Genomic DNA, 25,415 nt, shown 5'->3' with positions numbered 1-25,415 from the left:
ATTAACCTTATCTATTAATACTACCTACTTCAAAAACATCTTTCTAATTGCATTATTTCCCGGATCTAAAATGTAAATATTGCCATCTTTATCAATAGCCATATCATCTCTGTTACGGAACTCTGCATCCATCAGCCCCCCATCCTTATACCATCCACTAGTTGATTGGCTAGAAACTGTACTCAAGTCGTTAAGCGTCATGTTCAACTTTCTGGTTGTTTGTCTAAACCCATCAGAGAAATAGAAATTGCCTTTTCCATCGTAAATAAATCCTTTTGGTGAAACCAACATCGACTGATTTTTAGGTCCATCAGAACTTCCATACTCACCATTCCCTGCCCATCCACGCAGATTTAAACCATCCACCAAGCCAAAACGGTTAATGTAAAGATTATCATTATCTGTATAGTACAAGTAAGAACCTATAATCACTGGCCTCGAGGCTTCATTGCCTCCATAAAAACCCCTTACTACCGATCTCACACCAGCCTTGTCAACCTTTGTCAGGCTATACTGTGTTTGCACATATAAATCACCACTATCGTCAATAGCTAGCCTACCGGGGCCATTAAGGTTTACTGCATAAGTATTCACCACACCGGCAGGTGTAATTTTACGAATGCTGTTGTTTATACCATCAACAACATACAGTATATCCTGCTTATCAATTACAAGCCCTGAATTATAGCTAAAATTAAAACGAGCTGCAGTACCAGTACCGTTCTGATTACCTGTTTCCCTAGTCGAACTTCCTGCAAACACCGAAATAACGCCCTCAGGTGTAATTTTTTTAATTACATGGTTACTAACTTCCATCAGAAATACGTTTCCATGACTATCTACAGCAATACTTCCACCGCGCTCACGAATATCCAGACCTGTTTGATTTGGCCCACCTGCTAAAGTCATTACACCCGCACGGTTAAAATTAACCGGCGATAATGCACTTTGACCCGCGTTTACCACTTTTACCTGACCCGATGTTAACGTTGGTGGTGTAATTACTACCAAACTCGTCGTTGATGCACTAACTACCTGTGCCAATACCCCGTTAAAGGTTACTGTATTTGCAGACGCCGTAGTATTAAACCCTGTTCCGGTAATCGTAACCTGTGTACCCGCCAAACCATTATCAGGGCTCATTTTAGAAATACCTAAGCTCTGATCTTTAAAATCCGGCCCTTGTACAATCTGATCATTTACATTCAAAATAACCTTCCCATCACCTGTTCCACCTGGAATAGTTAAGGTAATCTTAAAAGGTGTTGCGGTCAGAACAACCGTACTTTTTCCATTTATAGTTATCTTGTTCTCATCTGTATGGATACTAAAATTCAACCCTAAAATGGTCATTTCAGCGCCCAAAGGTCCGCTTAATGGCGTTACCGACTCAATTACCGGCATCGGCACAACTGTAAACACAGGCCCTGTCGCTTTTTGATCATTAATGGTAACCGATACAGGTCCGGTTTTCACATCGGCAGGAGCAACAACCACCAAATATTCTGCAGTTGCTTCTGTTACCAATGCAGGTTTACCATTAAAATCAACATAGTTACCAGCAATTACCTCATCAAAACCACCACCAGAAATCTTCACGTGCGTACCTTTTCCGCCACTTGCAGGCTTAATACCCGATATAACCTGAAACTTAAAGGTTTGTCCTGAAGCCTCTTTTCCATTTACCTTAACAGTAACTGGCCCAGTCCCAGCACTCTCAGGTACTTCGGCCACCAACAAATTATCACTGGCACTTACTACAATGGCTATTTTACCATTTATATATACCTCAGCAGGGCCTGTAGTACTACTAAAGCCTGCACCGGTAATCCGAACGTGTGTTCCGGCAGCCCCGTTTACCGGACTGATCGTTTGCACACTTAGCTCCTGATAAGTATAATTACCAACGCTGATGCTTTGCCCATTTACTTTCATCTCAATGGCTCCACTCGTTGCCGAAGCTGGCGCACGCATCACCACAGCAGTGCTAGTTGCACTTACAACATCTGCTTTTACGCCAGAAAAAGTGGCCGATATTTCATCAGCTTTACTACTAAATCCAGTACCTTCTATTGTTACCAATGTGCCTTGTGCACCACTATTTGGATAATAGTCCGTAACTGCCAGAGGCACATTAACCAATTCTGACTTATCTTTTTTACAAGCACTTATCAGCAGAATAAAAAGGCTCAATATACCGAGCCACTGATGCATCCCGGTATTAAATTTTCTTGAATAACTCATATCGTATATCATTTATAGATTGATCTGTATTACTTTAAAAAGTATATCTCGCACCCAATTGCACCTGTGTTCTTGAACCATAATAGTCAATACTGTAAGGCTTGCCCGGCGATTTAAACTGGTACAACGGATATTCCCCCGGATTTTGTGATGGAGGGAACAATACCGGAGTTAAACCAACACTGGAAGTAGAATTGAAAGTATTTGGAGAGAAATACTGAACTCCCCAACTCTTATTAATCAGATTGGTAAGGTTCATTACATCAGCAGTAAACGTAATAAACTGCTTCTTACTTGCACTAACAAACAAGTCATGAGATACATGCAAATCAGCCTGTACATTCCATGGTGTACGTCCTTCATTTCTTTCTGTAAATCCACCACGTTTACTACTTAAATACTTATCTGCATCGATAAAACTATTAAAGGCCTCTGCCTGCTTAATGGCTGTTGCACCTGCATTATCCTGGAAATAACGAACCGCTTCTTCTCTGCGAGGGATATAGGCCAAACTTACCTGTTGCGGCAACCCTTGTATACTGTTATTAACCACACCATAAGTAAACGGACTGCCAGATTGTGCACTCACAAACAAAGACACATTGGTTTTACCCGCCTTCGCCCACATCTTATTGTAACTAATGGTACTCACAATGCGGTTTCTGATGTCGAAATTGCTATTCGCCAACATAGGATTATTGGGTACCAACGACTGATTCAACTGCCAGTTAGATTCCATAGAGTTACGCACGCCATTAGAAAGGTCTTTAGATTGACCATAAGTATAAGACACCGAAGCTTGCAGCTGATCAGCAATGCTTTTGCTAATGCTAGCTGTTAAGCTGTAACGGTAACCTTTACTGGTATTGCTAAGCAAATAAGTGTTCGAAAAACGCTGATCTACTGTTCCGCTATACACCGGCTGCTGATGATTTTTATCATACCCATAATAAGTCGGATTGTCCTGCACGTTTAACTGCTGAAACAAAACATCCTTAATATTTTTAGTATAGATCGCTTCTACCCCGAATTTCCACTGACTAGTTGTAGTATAATCCAAACCTAAGCTGGTACGCAATACCTGCGGCATCACAAAACCATTGTCAATTAAATCGATCTGGGTTTTACCACTATTAGGATTATTGATCGTTGCTCCATTTTGCTGTATAAAATCAGCAATCCCATTTGCACCACCTGCAAGCGGATTACTGCCCGGCACAAAAGGTTTCTGATCAGCCTTCTGATCAAAACCACCAAAACTATCGCCATTGTTGTAAAACGCATACGCCAACCAAGCCATAGGAATCCGTCCTGTAAAAAGTCCTGCACCGCCACGTAGAATCAGACTTTGATCACCATTCCAATCATACCTAAAACCTACCCTTGGCGAAAGCTGTATCTTATTCAAATAATTGTTAGTAATCCTGCTTAAAGGTGTATAAGAATAGGTGTTTCCAAAATAAGGATCGGCCATTGCCGTACGGGTCTTTTCACTCAATTCTGGTCTATCACCTAAATAAGCCATATCTGCTCTCAAGCCCGGAATCACCTTCAGCTTTTCAGATACACGAATCTCATCCTGAAAATACAAACTGTATAAGTTGATATTAAACTTAGCACCAGGGTGCTGTTCAATATACGGACGGCTGTTATTTTCGTAACTATATGCACCACGAACACGGTAAGGATTGTTATTCAGATAATCTTCAATACTTAAATAATCTACCCTTCCATTCCATGCATTTACAAAACCATAGGTGATGTTATAAAACTCATTGTGAGTACCCACGGTAAGGGTATGCTTACCAATGTTCCAGTTTAAATTAGCAGTAAGCTCCAATGTACGCTGCTTCATATCAAAAATACTGGCTTCACGATCGGTACCCACATAAATGGTAGTACCCGGTGTTCTACCGGCAATTTGTACCTGCGGCAAACTTGGATCGCCAAAAGGATCTCTCGAATCATTTACAGCAGTAAAGCCTGCCAGTAAATTACCCGATAAGCTATTGCTAAATCTACTTTTAAGTTCGGCCACGGTAGAGCTCTGGTTATTCTTTTGCAAAAAGGCCATACTGCTGAACCTGAAATCCTGCTGATCTCTATCCATATGCGAAGCTTCAGAAATGATCGTGTTATTTCTAACAGCAAGCTGATGTTTATCATTAATGTTCCAGTCTAAACGGTTAAAAAACTTAGTCGACTTTGCATAAGTATTAAACACCCCTGAAGTTCCTGCATTAAAGAAATTGGCAGCAGTAATATCATCCGCATCTTTAGCACTTAAAATATGACTGGTTTCGGCAATACCTGCTACCAATTGCGAAGGATCTTGTCTATGAGTGATCTCCTCATTACTAAAGAAAAACAATTTGTCTTTGATGATGGGAAACCCAACACGAAAACCGGTTTGGTAATCATAAAAGTCGCTATTCATTTTCCCTAATGAACCTACCCGATCCTTACCCGTTATTGCAGCATTACGGCCAAAACCATATACCGAACCACTTAAATAATTGGTTCCACTTCTGGTTACTGCATTTACAGAACCTCCGGTAAAGTTACCAATCTTAACATCGTAAGGAGCTAAATAAACCTGCATGTCTTCAATTGCATCAATGGATATCGGGTTAGTCCTGGTCGAACTACCTGCCATTCCCGATGTACCCGACTGGCCACCCAAGGAAGGACTAAACCCAATCGCATCGTTATTAATGGCACCATCAATTGTTACGTTATTATACCTGAAGTTGGCACCACCAAAACTATTGTCTTTACTTGCCTGAGGTACTAAACGGGTAACATCAGTTATACTCCGCGACACTGTAGCCATATTACGAACCTGATCGGCACTGATGTTCTTTCCGGAGCCATAAGTACTGGCCTGAGCCCCTTTCTTTGTGGCTTTAATAGCTACTTCCGTAAGTTGCTGTGCCTGATCGATCAAGGCAAAGTTTAAAATAACTACCGCACCCAAACGGATAGTGATTCCCTCACGTTTATCGTTTTTCATGCTCATCATATTTGCTTCTACAGAATAAGGACCTCCAATACGAAGATTTGGCAAATAATAATGTCCATTCTTATCTGTAGCAGTTGCATATTTTGTACCTGAAGATTGATGTATAGCCGTAACAGAAGCACCCGGTAACGGTTGTCCTCCGGCATCAAGTACCATTCCATTTAAAGTACCGCTGGTTTCCTGACTTACCGCAGCAAAAGGCAGCAGCATACACAGGAGTAAAAATATTTTGTGAATTGTATTTCTAACTGTCATCTCTAAAATCTTAATTACTGTGTAATTCTCAATAGGCTTCCAATGGTATGCACCACACCGTTACCGGTAAGCACATCCTGTTTAGTTAATTGGATAACCGATGTATTCCCTGTTCCTTTCAATTCTATACCTATAAATGCACCTGCCACCTGTGGGTTAGGCTTAAGTATCACCTGAATAGATTTTCCATCAATCATGGTTTGGTCGCTACGATTAGAAGCTCCCGTGCTCAACACATAATCGTACACAAACCTGCGGTCAGATAAAATATGGTAGCGCATTAAACCCTGTAAAACTGTAGGATCCATACTATTGATAGCTTCAATAGTATTCAATCCGAAGGCTATCATTGCTTCATTATTTGGTGCAAACACGGTATATGGCCCCTTGCCATTTAAAGTTTCCGTTAAACCAGAGCGTTGCAAGGCCTGATGAAACAGACTTAGGTCTCTGTCTGAAGCAATAGCTTCAATAACCTTACTATGGCTGTATGGCTCCAGTACACGATCAATAACCTGGATTAACCCGTTAGATGCACTTACATTTTTTGAGACTATTTTAGACCCATTAATGGTTAAAATAGTATCGCCCTGTTTTACCCAGTGCGTTACAAAAAGTTTACCTCCGTTCGCAGATTTCACCTCCTGATTAAATAGAAAAGGTAACTTGTTAAATTCATAAACGCCGTTCAGGATGTGGTAATTCATGATAGACGAAACCCTTGAGGGATCCATACTCAAAATGGCTGTAGCATTTCCAAAACCTGCATTTCTAAAAGCATCATCCGAAGGTGCAATAGCAGTATATGTACCCTCCTTGTCTGTAACTTTAGCCAACCCTGTTCTTATCAAAGCAGTATTGTAAACAGAAAGATTAAAGTTATCTGCTATAATTGCACTGATCTTATTGTTACTGGCAGCTTTAGCAACATCATCCTTTTTACAGCCGTTAAGGATCAATCCACAACTGATCAGTATAAGGAAAATGCCCAATGGCCTTATTAATATTCTATGTAAATAATTCATGTTTCTATTGATCTTTATGAGCTAATGATACCGGTCAGAATTTAAAACCCTTAGGCGGCATTAAACGGTTTACCACATGTATGGGGCCCATCAATGTGTTGATGTCTCCCTCAACAATAGTGGCCGCCGCGTTAGTGGTTGATTTGACTTTTACAGTTACTTGTCCCGCTTCGTTTTTACCAAATTCAAATGGCACGTACATAATTGGAATAGTTCCTGTATATCCAGAGGAGGTCAGCGCATAGCCCGACAACAGTTTATTGTTCAGATCATTCGAATAAAAACAATCCGGATTATCCTCTCCGGGGCCCCAGCCATCCCTTTCTTTAAAAATTCTGCCCCAGCGATGCATGGTCAATAAGGTATCCGTGGCATAACCGGTACCTACCTGCTCATAGGTATCCCAATCAAAATATGGAAGAGGATTACGGTCATTCAATGCCATCAAATCATCAACCGTCTTAAATCCTGCCTGATGAAAAGCTTCATCCGTAGGAGCAAAAATAGATTTGAAGATCAAGTAATTATAGTCAATCGACAATCCTTTCGGAAATCGATCGCGTTCAACCGCTCCCATCATAGCCTCATCCCAAAGCATATCTGTTTTGGTCATAATTTCCACATACATCCCAAAACGGCCATCATCCTGTAAAGCCTCCAACATGGTTTTTTCTGGTTTTTTCAGTACATGGTCTATCGGCCAAAAAGTTCCATTTTTTGCCAAAGTAGCTGTCGCACTTCCGCTCTTTTTACCATTGATCAGTAGATCTTTACCTAACACATTAACATATTGACGATAGAAATAAGGATCAGTCTGATACTGATTATCATATCCTTTTACTTTTATATAAGTGTTTTCCAGTAAGCTCGTACCGATCGTATTCTCTCCCCTTTCACTTAGGTCTTTAGGGCTAACGGCGGTCGATAGCGTATGGTAAAGCAGTAAGCTATCCAACAATGCCGGGCTGGTATTATTTATAACCTCCAATGTCATTCCATCAGCTATAAATGCAGCATCACTTGGCACCAATAAGGTTATAGGTGTGTTAATACCCCTTTTTCCCAAAATACTGGTCATATTACTACGTTTCCATGCCGCTTTAAAAAGTGTATAGGGCGAAGCTTCAAGCACTTCACTAAGCATGATCGTTAAATCTTCTGCTGGTACCTGCACACCCTCTACTTCAGGCTGAAACTCGGCTTTTCTGCAAGATGCCAACGTTATAAATAACAGGCAGATGGCAATTAATTTTATATTCATCTTATTCTTGTTATAGATCATCTAATTATTCTTTATTGCCTGCTCAGGAAGGATTAAAACACCCTGAAGATCCTGCACCAGACCATTATCCGTAAGGTTATCTATGGCTTTCTGATCCTGCCCCGTTACTGAAGTAAGAATCTCATAAGGGAAATTTTTATTGGTTCTTACCTCAATATTATAGCCTATAGATTGATCGTAAATGTTGTTATAGTTAAACCTACCGGCAGTAATTGTCAGGATATAAGTATCATTAGCTATCGGATGATAGTAAAAGGAATCGCTGTTAATGATACTGAATACCACAAAATCCGACACAAAAAAGTGCTTCTTTCTCATTACGTAACAGCCAAACAGACGGTCGCCTAAATAACTATTCACATTTAATCCGGCAATTACCTCAGCAGTCATCCCCTTCGCTTCAAACTCCTTATTTTTTGGGGCCAGTATGGTGTAAGGCCCCTCTGTTGCCAGTTCATCCCAAAATCCAAACTTCTTTAACCCGCTTATCAGGATGCTATATTCCGGCCTTGCAGACAACCAACCTTGCACAGTGGTTTTTGCAGTAGATTTCATTACCCTATCCAATACATGTAAAGTACCATTGGCTAGCGTTACATCTTTTCTGCTGGCAAGAGAACCATTAAAATATAGGGTATTGTTGTTATCTCTACTAACAGTTGAGGCATACAGTTCAGTACCAGCCATTGTACGGTAACGCACATCTATTCCATTAAAAGGAATATCCTTTAGCATTATCCGTTCATTTAAAATATGGCGCTGCACCAAAAACTTTAAAGTATCCGGATTCATTTTATCAAAATCACTTGGGCGGTTTATCCCAATGATATTAAAGGCAGCGTTGCTGGGAGCCAGGATTGTAAATGGCCCCGTACTGTTTAATTCAGCTCCTATTCCTGTTTTTTCTATTGCCGTAGCAAATAAGCTCAGGTCGTAATTATTCTTTACAAAGTCGAAGCCAGGTCTGAAATTGTCATTCGCCTTATCAATATGCAGATCATCGTGCTTACAGGAATTTAAAGCCAGTAACCATAACGCCGACAAGAGGTAAAGGTATTTCTTTAATGATTTGTATTTCATTGTTCTAATTGTTGGATTAAACCATTAGTAAATTGGGGGCGCATATTTACGCTGAATGGTACTGAGGTAAACATTTCCGTTTACAATCTCGATGGTATTTACCGTAGCAAACGACCGCGGATTATATGTACCTGAGTGGATATTTACAAGCATATTAGGCAGTACCACCTCATTCCATCGTCTGTAATCCGTAAATGGAGTTAAACAATTTATAGAAGCCCAGTTTCCATCTGTTTCATTTACAGTAGGGCCATAGGGAATGTTTCTGATGTCCATTCCGGGTGCCAGAAAATCAAACCGCTGCCACATGTCAGTAAAAATACCTCCGGCACTTGCATCGGCAAACAATGGAAAACTGTAATACGGGCTAACTTCTAACACATCAGAGTTTCTGGTTAAATTGCCCAGGTATTTTCCATTATAACCGGTTAATTTCGGCATAGAAACAGTCCTGTTTTTATACAGGGTTACAAAAATGTTCATCTGGTCTTTAATGCCATTTCCCATGGCACCTTTTCCATAAACATTCCCTCCTTTTGCGTTGTTATCTGCCTGCCAGTACCCCTTGGCACTCATGTTATAGAAGTTAACATAAACTGAGGAATCGGATAATGGCAGCTTATGAAAGTTCTCTTTCCTAAGGTAAATGCCATTCCTTTTTGTCAGGTAATCTTTCTGCAATACATGCAGCGTATACACCTCCTTGCTATCTAACACCATAGTGGTATCAATCAGAAAACTCTTTTTCAGCTTAGGATCCAGGTTAAAAAATGGAACTGTATTTTTTGGGCGGAACATGAACACAATACGGTGCTTACCTGATGGAATCTGTGCCCAGCTGCTTAAATCGAAACCATTTAAAACAGGCCCTACCAGTACATTTTCTCTACCCGGATACTCTGGGTTGTTTACGCCAGTGCCACTCCCGATATGAGATGGATAAGGTGGTGCATAAGGATCGCGCTGATCCAGAAAATCTCCTTTAATCTTAGCGCTGACAGGCATACCGCCCTGATCCATTTCAGGATCAATCAGCATAGTCAAAAAAGGGAGCATTTCATCCTTATTATCGATCCCTATCTTATAATTCAGGTTGTTAAAAACCCTTAAATAAGCAGGATCATCAATTTTTTTATACTCTACCTTTGAACAGCCCGTTGCAAACCACAACAGAGCGATAGCAGCATAAAATGTGATATTCTTAGTTCTTAATGGTAACATAATTCTGGTTCTTTTATTTGGTGTGTTTCAGAATAATCATCTTTGCTTTTTGACCCGCAGGGGCTGATGCGCTGGTGCTTCCAACCAAAGCGATGGTATAAATACCAGGCTCATGATTAGGTAAACCACCTCTTACATATAATTCAGGTCTGGCAATAAGGTGCTGCCCTGTTAAAACCGGTATATCACTTGCCCAACTTCCCGGAACTATACCCGGAGTAGAACGGAAGGCCATAATTTTATATGGAATGTTATCCATATCAATCTGTATATAGGGTGCTTCGGTGGTAAAAACACCTGGAGTAAGGTTATTTACCGCAGCCGGATTCTTATTAAAACTATGGAGAAAAGATTGCCCATTATCCTTTGTAAAAGTTACATATGGTAAATCCGGACAAAGGTTAAGAAAACGGATACTGAAAGGATAGTCCAGCTTATTGCGAAGATAGGTAGCATCATCAGTTGCCGTAGTACCCGGAATTACCCTGCTTAAATCATTAGCTACCGCACTAATGGTTGCATTACCACTGGCATTAGGATGCAGCCATAATGTAAAGTTGGTATTAGGATCCAGCTTCAGCTGACTGCTTGCCAATACATTTCCAGAAGCATCTTTAGCTTCAACGTTATAATTACCTGTTATATAATTCTGATAATCTGTATGCTCCGTATACGCCAACCCATTACCCAATGCATTTCCATTCATGCTTATTTTAATCCGATTTGTACCTACCAGGGTATTTACAGCCTGCACTCTTGCATAGGTAACATTCAGCGGTTCGCTGATGTCGTTCATAATCGTGATGGCATTTTGATAATCCGAAACATACTCGCCAGGATTACCAATTAAATAAGGGATATTAAAATTGTACGGTGCAATAATAATGGTGTAAATCCCTCCCGGAGCAAAACTTTTAAATGCAGTAAAAGTTAAGCGTGTATCTTCAGGTGGCCAGCCACGAACAGAACTAAGGGTTGATGTTGAAGGAAGAATTGGCAATCTGGTAGTACCGGGCACTTGGATTCCACCGGGGGTTAACACCTTTAGCTGTGCTGTAGTATAAGGCACTTCGATGTAATCAGAATACTGCCCCGGCAAAATGTTATTCGTCTTACCACTTACCGGTGTACCATCAGCCCAGGCAAGACTCATTGGCCCTACCAGATTTTCCATGCTGTTTACCTGAATAGTGGATGAAAGATTGAGTACCCGTACTTTGAATTTAGTAGGATCTGATGGAGCAGAAACCGCACGAGGAATTTTTAGATATTTAGGTTGCCCACCCACAACACGCTCAGTAGCCAACAGGTAATAATCCATAGCCTGCGCTGCATTTTCCTCAAGATCAATTGTCAGTTTATCAGCCGGAGCATTATAACCTCCAATTTCAGTAAAAAAGCGAGCCTTCCCGTTCTTCAATAACGACTGAGGGATGCTCCAGGTTGAACCCAGTTTACCACCATTTTCAGGAAAATATTTAGTACCAGACACTACCGCAGATATTGGATCCGTTGGCAAAAGATATCTTTTATTGGTCAGCGTATCGCCATCCATTACCACCTGCCCATAACCACCCAGGTTTACAATACGTAGTGATGAACTTTTGCGGGCATCAGTAATTAGCCTATTATCATATTCAAAATCATGCTTTTCCTTTTTACAGGAACCCAGCGCCAGCAATATCAAAAAACCAAGGAATAATGGCAATTGCTGAATGTACTTCGTTAATTTCTTCATCTTTAATACAAATTATAAGTGAACCCCATCATAAATTCTCCACCACGTTTATAGCTACGGTTCAGGTATTTATTCCCATACCATTTACCACCGGTACCAGGATTGGCGTATACGGTTTCAATAGCAGGATTCAATAGGTTTTTAGCATATCCCTTAAAAATTACGCGCTTAGTTAAACGCTGACTGAACACAAAATCTAGCATTGGTACCGGGCGGGTATACAGATCCGGCTCTCCGGTTAAATTAATCTGTATCAAACGCTCCCCTACCATGTTAAATGTTCCGGTAAGGCTGGTACCCGATTTCTTGTTATCGTAATTTATCCAACCGTTAATAGAGAAGGGTGCCTGCTCAAACAAAGGACTATTATCAGGCGTATGCCTGTCCAGCGACCTGTTGGCTTCCAATCTTTCAGGTGATTTTTTAATATCACTTTGTGCCAGTAAAAGGTTAGTTCCTGCAAAGAAGTTGCGGAGTGGATCCCAGATCTTGCCCAGATCTTTTACAATCTCAAATTCTACTCCCCACACCTTACCAACGTTCGGATCATTTTCAAATCTGATGGTCGGATATTCAGGATATGTTGCCGCTAAACCACTGGTTTTTAAGCTAAACACTTTATACAACTGGTTTTCAATTCGCTTACCAAATAAGGATACAGCGATAACCTCTCCACTATTAGGAAACCATTCCCACCTAAAATCCAAGTTTTGGGTGTTCTGATTGATCAGTCTAGGATTACCAACAACCAGTCCCATTTGAAAAGCATCAAATTCAAATACATTGGTGATCTCCCTTAATTCAGGCCTTGCCAGTGTAGTATTAAACCCTGCTCTGAAATTCATATTCTCCTTAAGGTTATAGGTAGTATTTAAGGAATAATAAGGCTTATAACCTGGTTTGTAAACTGAGTTAGGGCTCATTAAAGTAAGTGGAATATTGGTGCCCGGAGCTGTTAAAGCAGGATCAAGGAAAACGCCTGATGTATCTACTGCCGACTGGATGTTGGTAGATTCGAAACGAATACCCCCTGTTAACCTTAAATCTTTAGTCACTTTTAAATCCAACATGGCATAAGCCGCTTTGGTCTCAAAAAATCCGGTATAATTGTTTGGCGATTTCTGGCTGTTGTATAAAAACCCTCCAACCGGACTCGCACCTTCGCCCATACCTGCTGTTGGTGCATGGATGCCGATAATCTCATTACTTACCAAACGATCCAGGTTTCCAGAAACCGTATACAATGGCAGCGACTTGTTGGAAGAAAAATTAGAGCCCGGTAAGAACAACACATTCTCTGTAAATACGCGATCGCGGTTCAGGTAATTTACCCCGGTTTTAAACTCCTGCTTTTGTCCGAATAATTTAAATGGCACAGATAAATCTGCCTTATAGTTGTAATTGGTCTCGTCCAGATTTCTGTAACGACGACCATTAGGCTCAGCCTGAATAATTCCATAAGCACCAAAGCCATTAACATAACCAGAAGAAAGTGCATATAAATGCGTACTGAATACCTGATCAGGATTGGTATTGCCATTGCCGGTTGTAGGTCTATCAAAATACCCACCATTACGCGGCGTATAATCTGCCAGCGTTACAAAACGGTAATCAGGATCATTCTGACCAGCCTTAGAAGAAGAAATGTTGTAACTTAACTTAGGCGAGTAGTCTGATTCCAGAAACTTATGCTCGCCCTGAAGGTTAAAGGTATTTAGTGTACGATAACTCTGTTTTAAAGAATATATGGTACTTTTTACATCTCCAGGCAAACCGGTATATTGATAAGCACCATACATATTAGTGGCTTGCGTTTCGCCTCCCCAGCTACCCAGGTATTGCATACTGATTTCATTTCGGGCATCAAAGCGATAAGTTAAACCACCTAAAACACCATAATTAAGCGTTTCGTTACCGGTATTTTCCTTATAGGTTTGGTACCTACCCATGTACAGGTTGTTCGGAGTAATATAGTTAGGGATGTTTCTTGGACTGCTTACCTGCGGATTTCCGGTTACCACACCCTGATAGATACTATATTGCTGTATATCTCCGCCAGAAATATCTGTAGTACGACGATAATAGTTACCACCGGCTATAACTCCTAGTTTATGCTTTTTAAATAACGTGTAGCTATTACCAAAAGTGGCAGAATACAACTGGTTTAAAGGAGCCTGTTTATACCTGGTAGTTAGCACAGGATCAAAACCTTGCATAATCCCGTTAATACGGCCAACTTCCTGCTTTACTGCAGGGCTATAACCACTGTTCGAGATCATATTCTGGATCTGGTTTAGTCCACCTTTATATTGTGTAGCCAGATTTAAGAAATCGGCAGATAAGTTCTTTTTATTGATCTTATCGCCCAAAAATCCCATATCACTGTTATAGAAACTGTTATATTGACCACCTATTCCGATATTCGAGTTAAAACCCGATTGAATAATTACATTAACCACCATGCTATCTGGCACAGATTTAGTTTTTAATTCAACAATACCTGCCGCAGCATCTGCCGGTTTATCAGGAGTAACTGTTTTATAAATAGTAACGTTATCTAAAAGAGATGCCGGTACCAAATCGAAAGGAATAGAACTCCTATCCGGGTCAGACGAAGCCAAACGCACACCGTTTAACTGACCAACAACACTCCTATCACCCAAACCACGGATGGCCACATATTTATCATCAGTAACCGTTACCCCCGGCACTCTTTGCAAGGCCTGTGTCGTGGTGATACTTGCAGTACGCTCTATTTGAACTGCAGAAATAGCATCCTGTACAATGGCCGCTTTTTTACGTTCATCAAGCACTGCCACCTCTGTATTTGTTTTTCTACGTGCCTGAACAGTTACCTCTCCCAATTGAGTAGAAGATGATTTCAGTAAGATTTTCAGTTCCTTAGTGTTGGCATCAACCTTAATCTCTAAGCTCTGATAACCAATATAAGAGATCACAAGTGTTGCTCCACCCTCAGGTACGGTAATGCGAAACTTACCATTCGTATCTGTAGATGCACCGCCACCCATTGTTTTAATGCGAATACCTACACCAATCAATGTTTCGCCGGTTTTCTCATCCACAATTGTTCCTAAAATGATGATGGGCACAGGCTTTTTGGTAATTACAACATAACCCTCTATTACTTTATATTCGAGGTTAGTATTGATTAAAACTTTAGCCAAAGCATCTGCCACAGTAATTTCTGCAGCATTTAAGCTTATTTTTTTTGTGATTTTACTTAACAAGCTTACCTGTGCATTGATCTGTATGTTCGATTGTTTTTCTATCGTACTCAAACAATTCTCAACACTTGCATTTTCCAGTTTAAGCTTAATTTTCTGATTCAAATTCTGACTGCGAACAGAACTGGCACACAACATTCCAACGAATGTGAGGTTGACAGCGATCAGAAGGAACGAGCATTTCATAAAGAAATAGATTTTATCTGTTACCAGATTGTTATTAGCCATCTCGCTAAACTTCTTTCTGATGATAATAGCACCTTTTAGTAACATGCTAATAAATCGAAAAGAAGAACGCAGATGTAATCCTTTTTGCATATTTTTGATCATTACGGGTTTTCGCCTATGGCGTATATCTGTTAATATTTATCGCTGGGCTGATGCGTCTTCGAAAACAACCAGTCCTTTGATGATTTTTGCGTCCTCCTTTACGGGAGGGCGTTTCTTTTTTAAAGTCTAAGTATTACATATCTTTTCCTTTCCAATTAATTAATAGTAATGTGATTGCCTTGAATATTATATTTGAACTGTCCCGATACACTTAGAATTTTCATCAGTGTATTGATTGGCACATTTGCAGTCAGATTAACTTTCATCAGTTTTAAAGCTGTTTTTTTATCGCTAAAACTAATATCCACGTCATACCATCGCTCCAAAATGTGGGCTATTTCAGATAAAGGAACCTGATTAAACACCAACCGTCCATCTTTCCAGCTACTGATATCAGTAACCACAGCCTCGCCTAAAGTTTTTAAATGATTAGTTTCATTCCAGGTTACAGTTTGGCCGGGTATTAATACCGCTAGTGATTCTGTTTTGCCTGCGGTATGTCTATCTACCCTCACTTTACCAGTACTTACAGAAACCGTAACCGGCTTATTCAGAAATGCCTCTACTTTAAATGAAGTACCTAGTACTTTGGTGGTGATTATTCCGGTATGAATAATAAAAGGTTTCTTTGGATTTTTAGTAACCTCAAAAAAAGCTTCACCCTCTAATTTTATTTCCCTGGTGTTGCCACTAAATTTTTCGGCATAACGCAATTTGCTATCCGGACCAAGATAAACCGTTGAACTATCGGGAAGGGTGATGATGGTTCTACGCCCGTTACCATTGTGCTTTTCTACATAAGCTATACTGGTTTGCTCTTGAGTTTTTTTATTGGTAACAACCCATAGCCCGGCTCCAATAAATAATAGAGCTAAGATTGCTGCATATTGCCAGTTGGCAATTCTTTTTATAAAAGGAGTGCGAATAGGTACAACAACAGTTTCTGTATTTAAAGACTCCTGATTAATCCGTTGGTGTATTTTATTTTTCCAGTCGGAATTTTGTACTTGATTAGAGACTACGTTATCTGCTTTAATTTTATCAGCCCATTGCTCATTCCATACTTCATCAAATATTTGTTGCGCATTTTCCTGCTTAAGAAAATCACGCACCAATTCTAATTCTTTATCATCACAGTCACCATCAAGATATTTTTTGATGAGCGCCTTATCTACTTTTAAATTCATTATTTCTATCCTTCAATTACAAGACACAACTTGTATAGGGATAGGGTGAGTGGAAATGAAAATAAATTAAATAAAGAAAATTAGCACAAGAAACATGGTGATATCTATATGCTCTTTGAGACCTTCTCTAAGATGTTTAAGAGATACAAGCATTTGAGTTTTTATGGTATTTACAGAAAGATTCATGCTTTCAGCAATCTGAGGGTAAGTCATTTGTTCCTCTCTGCTTAGCTTAAATATCTTTCGTCGTTGTGGGCTCAGCTGATTCAGTTTTAACTGATAAACTTGTTCAAGTTCTTTGTAATGAAGTTCATGATCGGCAGATTTATCCGTTGTAGCATGTTGCTCTGGAAGCAATTCTATATTGGTAGTTACCAATTCCTTTTTGCGGATGAAATTGAACAGTACATTTTTCATTGCACTAAACAGGTAAACACTTACCTCCCCATTTATTTGTAGCTCGTTTCTCTTTTTCCAGATGTTGAACATCAAATCCATAACTAGCTCTTCGGCTACAGCTGTATTTTTAACATAAGTAACTGAGAAATTGTAAAGAACACCAAAATACCGTTCAAATAACTGATCGTATGCTTTAATGTTATCCTCGCGGCATTTTTGAAGCAATATTTGATCTGATAATGTGGTGTAATCTTTAATCATTCGTGGAACAAATAAATCTGACAGCAAAAGTACCGGCCAAAACATACACCTACATTACCGCAATATTAACATATAGTAAAGAATACCTAATGGAATTATGACAAACAAAAAAGGCAACCCTTTATCAATTAAGGACTGCCTCTTCATCTAAAAAAACTAACTATTAATCTTTCACCGCAAATGCACCAGGCTTATAATCTCCTGCCGGAGTGCGGAAAGCAATATTGATACGATTGTAACTGTTAATAGTAGTGATGGCTAATGTCAAATCAATCAATTCCTCTTCTGTGAATTGTTGTGATGCCTGGTTGTATACCTGGTCAGAAACATCACCTCCTGATATTTTTGTTACCGCCTCTGCCCATGCCAGCGCCGCACGCTCGCGATCTGTATATAACGGAGCATCTCTCCATGCATCCAACACAAACAAACGCTGTTCGGTTTCGCCCTTTACACGAAGATCTTTTGAGTGCATATCTAAACAAAAAGCACATCCATTAATTTGCGATACCCTGAAATAAATTAAGTTTAAAAGTTTTTGTTCTACTGGTGATTTAGAAAGGTAAATTCCTAAGCCATACATTGCTTTCATTGCGTTTTGACCTTTTACGAAGGCATTGATTCTTTGTCCCATTTTTTTTATCTAAACTGTAATACCATATTGTTTTATAGCTCTATTACGATTGAGTTTTTAGAAACAGGACATGAATGAAAAGATATTTTGATTTTTTTATCCCCAACCTCATCTAAAGGCAACGTGTATGCCCCTAAGCAGATAAATCGGCTAAGCTTTGCGAATCACCAGGTGAGCCAGTGCCGGGTCACCAATCATCCGCTGAAGCTCAGACTGTACAATGTCCTGCACATCCTGTTTGATCTGCAGGTAGTTCTTTTGCACCATGGTTGAATTGACCATCCTGATCACCGGGATGGGTACATAGGTAGCTTCTTCCCTATTCAGGGCCTCGAAGTCATTTTGTATCTCGCCATGGAAAGCCTTTAGCTTAATTTTTTGATCCGGGATATCGGCGACCATTCCTACGAATTCCCCGCTAGAAAGCGATGCAATCTTAGAAGCCGGAACTGCAAACTCCAGCTGCTTGCTTTTACTGATCGAAGTATCACCACTATTGATGGACATGCTTTGACGGTCTTGCATGATCTTGCCGATACGTTCGCTCAGCTGTTTAGCGGTGTCCCCGGTCACCTGCCCGGCAATGATGTTCCCCACCGTACTCATAATCACATCCGCCTGCTCCCGGCCATAATCCTTACGCAGCTGGCTGGCATCCTGGATACCGAGACAAACTCCGATTTTATTGCTCCTACCGGTGGCAATGGTAGGGATGATGTCCGTTGTCAGCGTTGGGAACTCATCGAAGACTAGCATAGATTTCAACTTATTCTTCTGATTGATGATTTTCAGTAAACGATTTACGTACAGCGAAAGCACTGCCCCATAGGTCTGAATTTTCTGCGGGTTGTTTCCCATACAGATGACCTTGGGATGTTTCGGATTGTTGATATCCAGGCTAAAATCACTACCAGACAACACGTAGTAAAGCTGAGGCGAAGACAACCTGGCCAAAGCAATCTTAGCTGAGGCAATCTGTCCCTCGAGCTGTTCCATGGCGTCATTCAGGTAAGCGGTTACAAATGGATTAATCAGCACCTCTATCTCCTTCTCTAGACGCATTACGGTGAACAGGCTATCATAGTCCAGCTGAATCAGTTCAATGGCATGTGGTAAGGTACAATAGATACCATTTTGATATTTACGCAAAAACCAGATGATCGCCGTCACAAAATTAATTGGGGATTCCACAAAGAAGTCGCCTTGTTTTTTCTGCCATTCCCGGTTCAGTCCCAGCAGAATGGTACGCGCAGATTCTGAGGCATCGGTAATGTCAATCATCCCCAAAGGATCAAACACATTCCCCCTATGGCACCTGGACAGGTCGTCAAAATTGATAAAAATACATTCAGGCTCCCCCAGATAGCGCTCCTTATGCTTTAGCCAGTGGTTATATGCAATTAAAGACAAATCGGGAAACTTGAAATCGTAAACCAGCATGGAATAAGGTGACACTTTGGCCAGTGCCTGGGTGATGAACTCCCGGATACAGAAGACCGATTTCCCTGAGCCGGGATTACCAAGGACAATGGTTGCCCTTGCAGGTGAGATCACATTGATGTAACCATTTCTTTCCTTTCCTTTTAGCTTATACTTGGTTGGCAGATTGATCGAGAACTCATTTTCCAGCAGACGTTCCTCCTGTGGAAAGCTCTCCTGATCACTATTAAAGATATCGCCATTCAGCTTACCTTTAATGATCCTGGAAAATAGTGTTGCTCCAGCCATTATCAATAAGTAACTAAGAGCAGTTATCCCCATATACAGCATCCCTGCCAAGCGAAAATTCAGCTCCAATACCAAGACCAATGCACTGATAAAATACAACAGCAGGCCAGTAAACAAATATGCGAGACCTGCTTTATGACTTAATTTCTCATCCTTTTTCCCCCTTACACCCCATAGCGAAATGAACAGAAAAGCCAAAGCAATAAGCTTGGATGTATGAAAATCCTCAAACAATCCTGACCGGGCAATATTAACCATTATCCGGTCAGTGAAAGCACTGGCAAAACCCCAAAAATGAAATGCTAGGTATCCATAATAGTAAAAATGCAGCAATAGCATACTGATAGAAATGAACCTGGTCATATCTAGGATCTTTCTCATTGCCTGTTCATTTTCTCCTGTTTGCATTGCCATATCTTCCAATTAATGTTGAATTCTTTGTTTTCTTCGACGCTCCTTGCTTTTGGTTTCTGCAACTGCGGGCAAATGGCTTAAAGCCAATAAATCACGCCTGTCTTCAAATTCCAGCACATCGTTAACACGATCTGCTCCAATATTTTTTTGATTTGCGTCGAAGCCCCTCAATACGCCATTGGCACTGTAAGGCTGACCCAGATCTGCTCCGGGGAATACACACTTACTATGGTGATCTACATAAGTTATCTCCTGTAATCTACCCTCTGCATCCCGGCGGAGTATCACATCAATTCCCTTGTTTTTCAGCAAAGCGCAGAACGAGGCTGAGTTGTAAATCTCTTTTCTGTTCAGTGCAAGTGTGATTTCGCTGATGACCCTATCCTTCAAACCGAGCTTAAGAGGTATATTCATTTTAAACCTTTCCTCCAGCATATTTAAGCCCGGATTGCAAGGCAGTGCACTGGCTTTAATGGGTACACCTACCCCATCACCAGCTCCGTCTAGTAAACGGTAAATCAATCCCCGATTTTTAAACATCTGCGAACCTTCTTTACCCCGCTCTGCCTGAACGTTATACAAACCTAGTATCGCATTTACCTCCGCAAATGAGGTAAAATGATATTCACCAAGCACAGCTTTCAAAACCTTAGCCATCCCTCTGAAAGTTTGAGATTCACCATAGGCCGGTTTTGAACCTGAAGCAGGAGCCACTTCGTTCCCTTCTCCTCCGGTAAGCAGGCCATAACGGATTCGTATCTGTTTGGCCAGGGATTGGAAACTGCTCGTCTTCATAAATAGATTTATCCGGCTGCCATCTGCCCTTATGTTAGTCGTCAAAATATGAAGGTGTGGATGCGCAGCATCAAAATGCTGATACATTAAATAGGGCTGGTTACCAAAACCAATACCCTGCATATAAAATTTTGCGATCTCCCTCAACACTCCTGAGCTTAGCTGGTTTGAGGGATCAAAATTTAAGAAGATGTGAAGACCATTTACTTTAGTACGTGGATTTAATGCCGCCATTTTTTGCAGCATCTGCAAACGGTCCGACTGATTCAGCTCGGCCAGTTGAAGCGGGTAATTTTCGACCATCAGACAGCTGGCATCCCCTAAGCTCAACTTACGTTCGTTGTAATAAAAACTTCTACTTATGGACTTAATCATCTTTATGAGTGCAACCATTTTTCAGCAGTTAGATTGATAAAAACTTTAATTTGCTCAATGGATTTCAACATTTTTCTCCGATCCATTTCATAGTTTAAAAGCCAATCCTGGAGTAGCGGACGATCAGCTAAGGCATGTAGTTTTTGTACCACATGACTAAAGTGAATTGTTGCCTCGTTTAAGTCCTGCCTTAAGGCAACTAGCTCAGCAAAAATATCTTGAAGGGACTGGTTTCTAACCGCGGCAATCATGGGCTTTCCCAGCAAAATTGACCGTGCATATTCACTAAACCTAGTATGGGTTGTGCTCGAAAAGTTCTTCAGTAGCAGATCCTGCTCAGCAGCAGTCAAGCGCACCGCGTAGCATTTATCTCTGTTAATTTTCTCCTTTTTCATACCATATTCTCAAATACCAGTAAAAAAACAATAGGCCTCAGCCTGGGGTAAAAGACGACACACAGCTCCCTTCTAACTTAAAAGGTGCTGACTTTAGCTGACTAGCAAAACCTTCATAGGCAGCATATACTCCGGCTTGTTGGATAAAGGTAAGGCGGACAGAAACCAAAAAACGATCCAGGGTAAATTCTAAAGAGGATATGGAGATCCTTTGACTTCATACAAATCGAAATTAACCTTTCAGGTAAGTATCAACCAATTGAAACAAACACTGAGCTCAAACGGATAAAGTTGAAAAAACAGCTAAATATTACCGGATAAAATAGTTTTCAATTCAGCATTCCACAATGCCCTTTAAATTCTAAATAGGTTATTTTGCGCTCAACCGCTGACCTTTGCCCATTCCCCTAGCTCAAAGGAAAAGAGACAAATGTAATAGCTATCCATATGCTACTAAATACGACTTCACGACACTATAAAAAAGAAACAGGCCATCATTGACAAGAATATTTAAGCGATCAACCTTTACCTAAATTCATAAATTATGGGAGAATACATAAAACACAAAAACAGGATCATCAAACTAGGCACCTGTGAGTCCCTCTACTATGTTTCTTATCCAAAGTACACCCTGGCACTAGAAACAGGTCAGCTCACACAAGAACCCGGGAACCTACCTCCTGAGCAATATGCCAAAGCAGATACGGGCTTCCTGTTTCGCTTCCCCTTTCCAGATGAAGATCATTTGAAATTAGGGGATGTAGAGGATTACAGGCGCGGAGTACCGATAACCATTACTGAACGGTCGGCATTGGATGACGGTCCATCCCGGGAGGGCGAGCCCTATCCAAGGCAGATTGAAATTACACAGCAAAAGCTAATACACCGTAACTCCGACGAAAAGCTTTGCCTGGTTCTGGTTTACCGGGATCCTTATCTTGGCAGCTCTTTCCGGGTTGAAGACGACGCAAATATCAAGGAGATCCTCAAGCAGCTGATCAGAAACAACATTGTACAGGAAAAAACGCCTCAAACCAAAGCATTTTACCGGGAGGTTGCGCGTAGGATCATCAATGGATATCAACTAAAAAATCACAGCTTAAAAATCGTTCATCAACAAAAAAGCACAACAAATCCAAGAATCTCCACCACTAGAAAAAAACAAGCTGATTAGAATAACTCCTAATTTAATGCCAACAATATTCAGCAATCCATTAATGGGCCGCAAACAGGACCCAGAATAAATTGTGCGAAAACCAATTGGCTAAGCTAAAAACGGCAGTTAATATTCCTTTATCAAGCGGATCATCTTTTCCAGTGAGCGAATGAGGATATGTTTATCTATGTCTTCACCCGTATAGGCGTTGCTACGGAGGCTTCCCGCAGAGACACTAGTCTGCCCAGAACTGGTCACCACCAAGGGAGCCAGCTCCTCACATAAAGATTGAAAGGATTTACCTTTGACCAAAGAAGCATCAAGTGCGGCCCGGGCAACCATTCCCAATTGATCCACCGACAGATTAAATTGTGTCTGTATTTTTTTCTTCTTTGGTAGATTTACCAATGCAAGGGGAGTATCAGGCTTGTCCAAATCATTGAGCTGCGCCAGTACATATTTCGTTATCAATTCGCAAGCTATGAACCTAGCGTAAAGGTAATCACAAACAGTCCGTGACATTCCGGTCGATACAGGTAACTCCGGTGTAAGACTAACCGTTTTCAAATCCGGCAGAAAATACAAATGGTCTGCTTGACTCATTCCACTGCGGAAGTAACTGTAATAAAAGCCATAGCGTTTCAGAAAAAAATCAAGCTGCCTCAATTCTAATTCATAAAAAGACCTGATTGCTTCCTTAGTGCCGAGCGGCTTACCCAAAATCAGGTGATAACGTTCCAGATAAAATAACCAAAGGGCTACAAATTTCGGTCGAATCTGTTTAAAAAATACGATCCGGAAACTATCAGACAAGTCAGCCAACTCGGCAAATGAATTATCCAATACCTGTAGATCGCTCTGAATTAAAACCAAAGCAGCATTCAGAGTTTCAAGTGGAACGCCGACTTTCATATCTGTCAAGCGTTGCTGGAGATTTAAAAAGGCCAATTCAGATTTTTTTTCAAATAAAATCCAGGCTGGAGTCGGGTTTGTGTTTTCATTTTTCATCATAGGGAGAATGAGTTTAACAAAAATCAGTAAGAAATCACCACCAGATGAAAAACCATCAAGGCAGTTCATTATTGCCTCTAATGTGACATTTAAAGGCAAATACGTCAATAGGGAATTCTCCCTATTCTGAAAAATAGGGAGAAACCCCTATTGCTCTTAAATGAGCTAACCTTTCCGTTTGACCCAAAATTTATCTCATTCAACCAGTGCAAAAGCCAGGGACATGGGTTCCTGCTTCGCATTCACCGGGACAACGCAACACGATGAAGTTGTACGTTGAGCAACTTAATCAACATGGTATTGAGATTATAGAAGACTAGATGAAAATGAACAAGGCATAAAAAGTCAAAGCTACAAAAAGCAGAAGCCCCTAGCACAATTGAAGTACCTGATTATTTTGCGACAGCGCCCGTATTATATCCAGAAGCTGAAGAAGTTTTCAAAAGCAAATCTCTGTTTTTTCAAAAGGATTGCTTGGTTTGGATCATTGACGCCAAAACAGAAGCCACTACGCATAAAAAAACGGAACAAGCTTTACTATGGATTACCTAGGAAAAAGGCAGAGTGATTTGGTAAACAACAATTCCAAAATGTTCAAAACAAATAAATAAAGGTATTTGAACAATTCTCGAATCAAAACGAAGGATCGACTGCTTTAAATGCGACTAGAATTGTTTTATCTAGTTATCTGCAAGCCTTTTCAATTTATAAAGGAATATACTTTTTCTGCCTGTTTTATCCTGCCTAGTTAAGATACCTGAATCGACAAGCCTATTAAGCTGTCTAGATAATTCCTTACTTGTAAAATCTTTATTAAATTCATTTTTTATAAACGATTTAATTTCGTTAACTTCTTTTTCATTAAATAAGAATCCAGAAGGAAGAATGCTTTTATTCAAAAAAAAAGCTACGCTGTTCTCTCCTCTTCTATGAAGGAAAAATTGAGGATTATGCTCATTCGCATTATAAAATGCTCTAATGGTTTTAATATCCTTCCACTTTTTTAGCTTAAGAATTTTAGAGGAAAATAGGTCTCCTAACTCAACTTCAAAAAAGTCAGCAATCTTTCCAGCTGTTTTACTTGAAATAGATGCTTTTCCATTTTTTATGGTCCGGAGGTGGTTAACAGACATTTCTATTGCTTGCGCTAAACCTACGATGCTGATTCCCGATTGAGCAAGCAACGATGTTATTTGTTTTCCTACTATTTCTGCTCTAATTTGATGTTTCTGCTCCATAACGGAACAAAAAAAGACACAATTCTGTCCTCATTATTAACGATTTATTTGTTTTTTAGAGCTCAGATTATTATATTTACATTTAACAATTGATATTACATGATCATATAAAAAAATAAAGATCAAAAACTTCTAATTGAGAGGTATTAACAAAGAGTCTCGACTGGCAAATTCTGACATTCAAGGGAAGAGACAATAGATTAATGCCCATGACATTATTTTGTGTACTTTTGGGTGCACTATAGCGTTATGGGCTCTATTGTAATTCCGTTCCCACGGCTGTCAGAAGCCTGCCAGTATGGTATTTAGAGCTCGCTATAGTGCATCTGTATATAGCATCCTCCTCATTCCCGAGACTCATATAATTTTCAACTAACGAA

18 protein-coding genes are annotated in these 25,415 nt (G+C 40.3%); 2 read left to right on the top strand and 16 right to left on the bottom strand.

From position 1 onward, the window contains the following. Positions 1–24: 24 nt before the first annotated feature. The 14 genes from HQN83_RS20630 to HQN83_RS20565 all read right to left on the bottom strand — a co-directional run bounded on the left by HQN83_RS20630 (position 25) and on the right by HQN83_RS20565 (position 21,630). On the bottom strand, positions 25–2,244 hold the full coding sequence (locus tag HQN83_RS20630; protein WP_173092918.1) for an IPT/TIG domain-containing protein: 2,220 nt from the start codon (positions 2,242–2,244) through the stop codon (positions 25–27). 34 nt (positions 2,245–2,278) lie between these two features. After that, the gene (locus tag HQN83_RS20625; protein WP_246254559.1) at positions 2,279–5,476 is read right to left on the bottom strand and encodes a TonB-dependent receptor; all 3,198 of its coding nucleotides are present in this window, start codon (positions 5,474–5,476) and stop codon (positions 2,279–2,281) included. Between the two features lie 59 nt (positions 5,477–5,535). Continuing rightward, a complete protein-coding gene (locus HQN83_RS20620) occupies positions 5,536–6,546 on the bottom strand; it encodes a fasciclin domain-containing protein (protein WP_217277440.1) in 1,011 nt (336 codons plus the stop codon). A 34-nt stretch (positions 6,547–6,580) separates the two neighbouring features. Next, complete coding sequence (locus HQN83_RS20615) at positions 6,581–7,807, bottom strand: fasciclin domain-containing protein (RefSeq protein WP_173092914.1); 1,227 nt, start codon at positions 7,805–7,807, stop codon at positions 6,581–6,583. Positions 7,808–7,828: 21 nt separating this feature from the next. After that, positions 7,829–8,908: a fasciclin domain-containing protein gene (locus HQN83_RS20610; protein ID WP_173092912.1), complete on the bottom strand. Its 1,080-nt coding sequence runs from the start codon at positions 8,906–8,908 to the stop codon at positions 7,829–7,831. Between the two features lie 24 nt (positions 8,909–8,932). Then, complete coding sequence (locus HQN83_RS20605) at positions 8,933–10,129, bottom strand: hypothetical protein (protein ID WP_173092910.1); 1,197 nt, start codon at positions 10,127–10,129, stop codon at positions 8,933–8,935. A 13-nt stretch (positions 10,130–10,142) separates the two neighbouring features. Continuing rightward, positions 10,143–11,867: a DUF4397 domain-containing protein gene (locus HQN83_RS20600; RefSeq protein WP_173092909.1), complete on the bottom strand. Its 1,725-nt coding sequence runs from the start codon at positions 11,865–11,867 to the stop codon at positions 10,143–10,145. A gap of 2 nt (positions 11,868–11,869) precedes the next feature. Continuing rightward, on the bottom strand, positions 11,870–15,430 hold the full coding sequence (locus tag HQN83_RS20595) for a carboxypeptidase-like regulatory domain-containing protein (RefSeq protein WP_246254558.1): 3,561 nt from the start codon (positions 15,428–15,430) through the stop codon (positions 11,870–11,872). A gap of 167 nt (positions 15,431–15,597) precedes the next feature. Next, positions 15,598–16,629, bottom strand: coding sequence for a FecR family protein (locus HQN83_RS20590; protein WP_173092907.1), 1,032 nt, complete (start codon positions 16,627–16,629; stop codon positions 15,598–15,600). 66 nt (positions 16,630–16,695) lie between these two features. After that, positions 16,696–17,289 (bottom strand): RNA polymerase sigma-70 factor, encoded by a 594-nt coding sequence (locus HQN83_RS20585; RefSeq protein WP_173092905.1) that lies wholly within the window; start codon positions 17,287–17,289, stop codon positions 16,696–16,698. A gap of 163 nt (positions 17,290–17,452) precedes the next feature. After that, the gene (locus HQN83_RS20580; RefSeq protein WP_173092903.1) at positions 17,453–17,923 is read right to left on the bottom strand and encodes a carboxymuconolactone decarboxylase family protein; all 471 of its coding nucleotides are present in this window, start codon (positions 17,921–17,923) and stop codon (positions 17,453–17,455) included. Between the two features lie 150 nt (positions 17,924–18,073). Beyond that, positions 18,074–20,065, bottom strand: coding sequence for a conjugal transfer protein MobC (gene mobC, locus HQN83_RS20575; RefSeq protein ID WP_317172525.1), 1,992 nt, complete (start codon positions 20,063–20,065; stop codon positions 18,074–18,076). Between the two features lie 9 nt (positions 20,066–20,074). After that, positions 20,075–21,253: a relaxase/mobilization nuclease domain-containing protein gene (locus tag HQN83_RS20570; RefSeq protein WP_173092902.1), complete on the bottom strand. Its 1,179-nt coding sequence runs from the start codon at positions 21,251–21,253 to the stop codon at positions 20,075–20,077. Further along, a complete protein-coding gene (locus HQN83_RS20565; RefSeq protein ID WP_173092901.1) occupies positions 21,238–21,630 on the bottom strand; it encodes a plasmid mobilization protein in 393 nt (130 codons plus the stop codon). The genes HQN83_RS20570 and HQN83_RS20565 overlap by 16 nt, the downstream gene beginning before the upstream one ends. A gap of 544 nt (positions 21,631–22,174) precedes the next feature. On the opposite strand from HQN83_RS20565, the gene HQN83_RS20560 reads away from it, so the two are divergent. Then, a complete protein-coding gene (locus HQN83_RS20560) occupies positions 22,175–22,804 on the top strand; it encodes a hypothetical protein (protein ID WP_173092900.1) in 630 nt (209 codons plus the stop codon). A 108-nt stretch (positions 22,805–22,912) separates the two neighbouring features. Here HQN83_RS20560 and HQN83_RS20555 read toward each other — a convergent pair whose 3' ends face one another. Next, on the bottom strand, positions 22,913–23,866 hold the full coding sequence (locus HQN83_RS20555; protein WP_173092899.1) for an RteC domain-containing protein: 954 nt from the start codon (positions 23,864–23,866) through the stop codon (positions 22,913–22,915). Positions 23,867–24,175: 309 nt separating this feature from the next. On the opposite strand from HQN83_RS20555, the gene HQN83_RS25540 reads away from it, so the two are divergent. Next, positions 24,176–24,349, top strand: coding sequence for a YdeI/OmpD-associated family protein (locus tag HQN83_RS25540; RefSeq protein WP_173093023.1), 174 nt, complete (start codon positions 24,176–24,178; stop codon positions 24,347–24,349). A 128-nt stretch (positions 24,350–24,477) separates the two neighbouring features. Here the strand turns inward: HQN83_RS25540 and HQN83_RS20545 are convergent, their stop codons facing one another. After that, the gene (locus tag HQN83_RS20545) at positions 24,478–25,035 is read right to left on the bottom strand and encodes a helix-turn-helix domain-containing protein (RefSeq protein ID WP_173092898.1); all 558 of its coding nucleotides are present in this window, start codon (positions 25,033–25,035) and stop codon (positions 24,478–24,480) included. Between the last annotated feature and the right edge of the window lie 380 nt (positions 25,036–25,415).

This window comes from Pedobacter foliorum, from assembly GCF_013266735.1.
Lineage (GTDB): Bacteria > Bacteroidota > Bacteroidia > Sphingobacteriales > Sphingobacteriaceae > Pedobacter > Pedobacter foliorum.
This window is presented reverse-complemented; position numbering and strand designations above follow the sequence as displayed.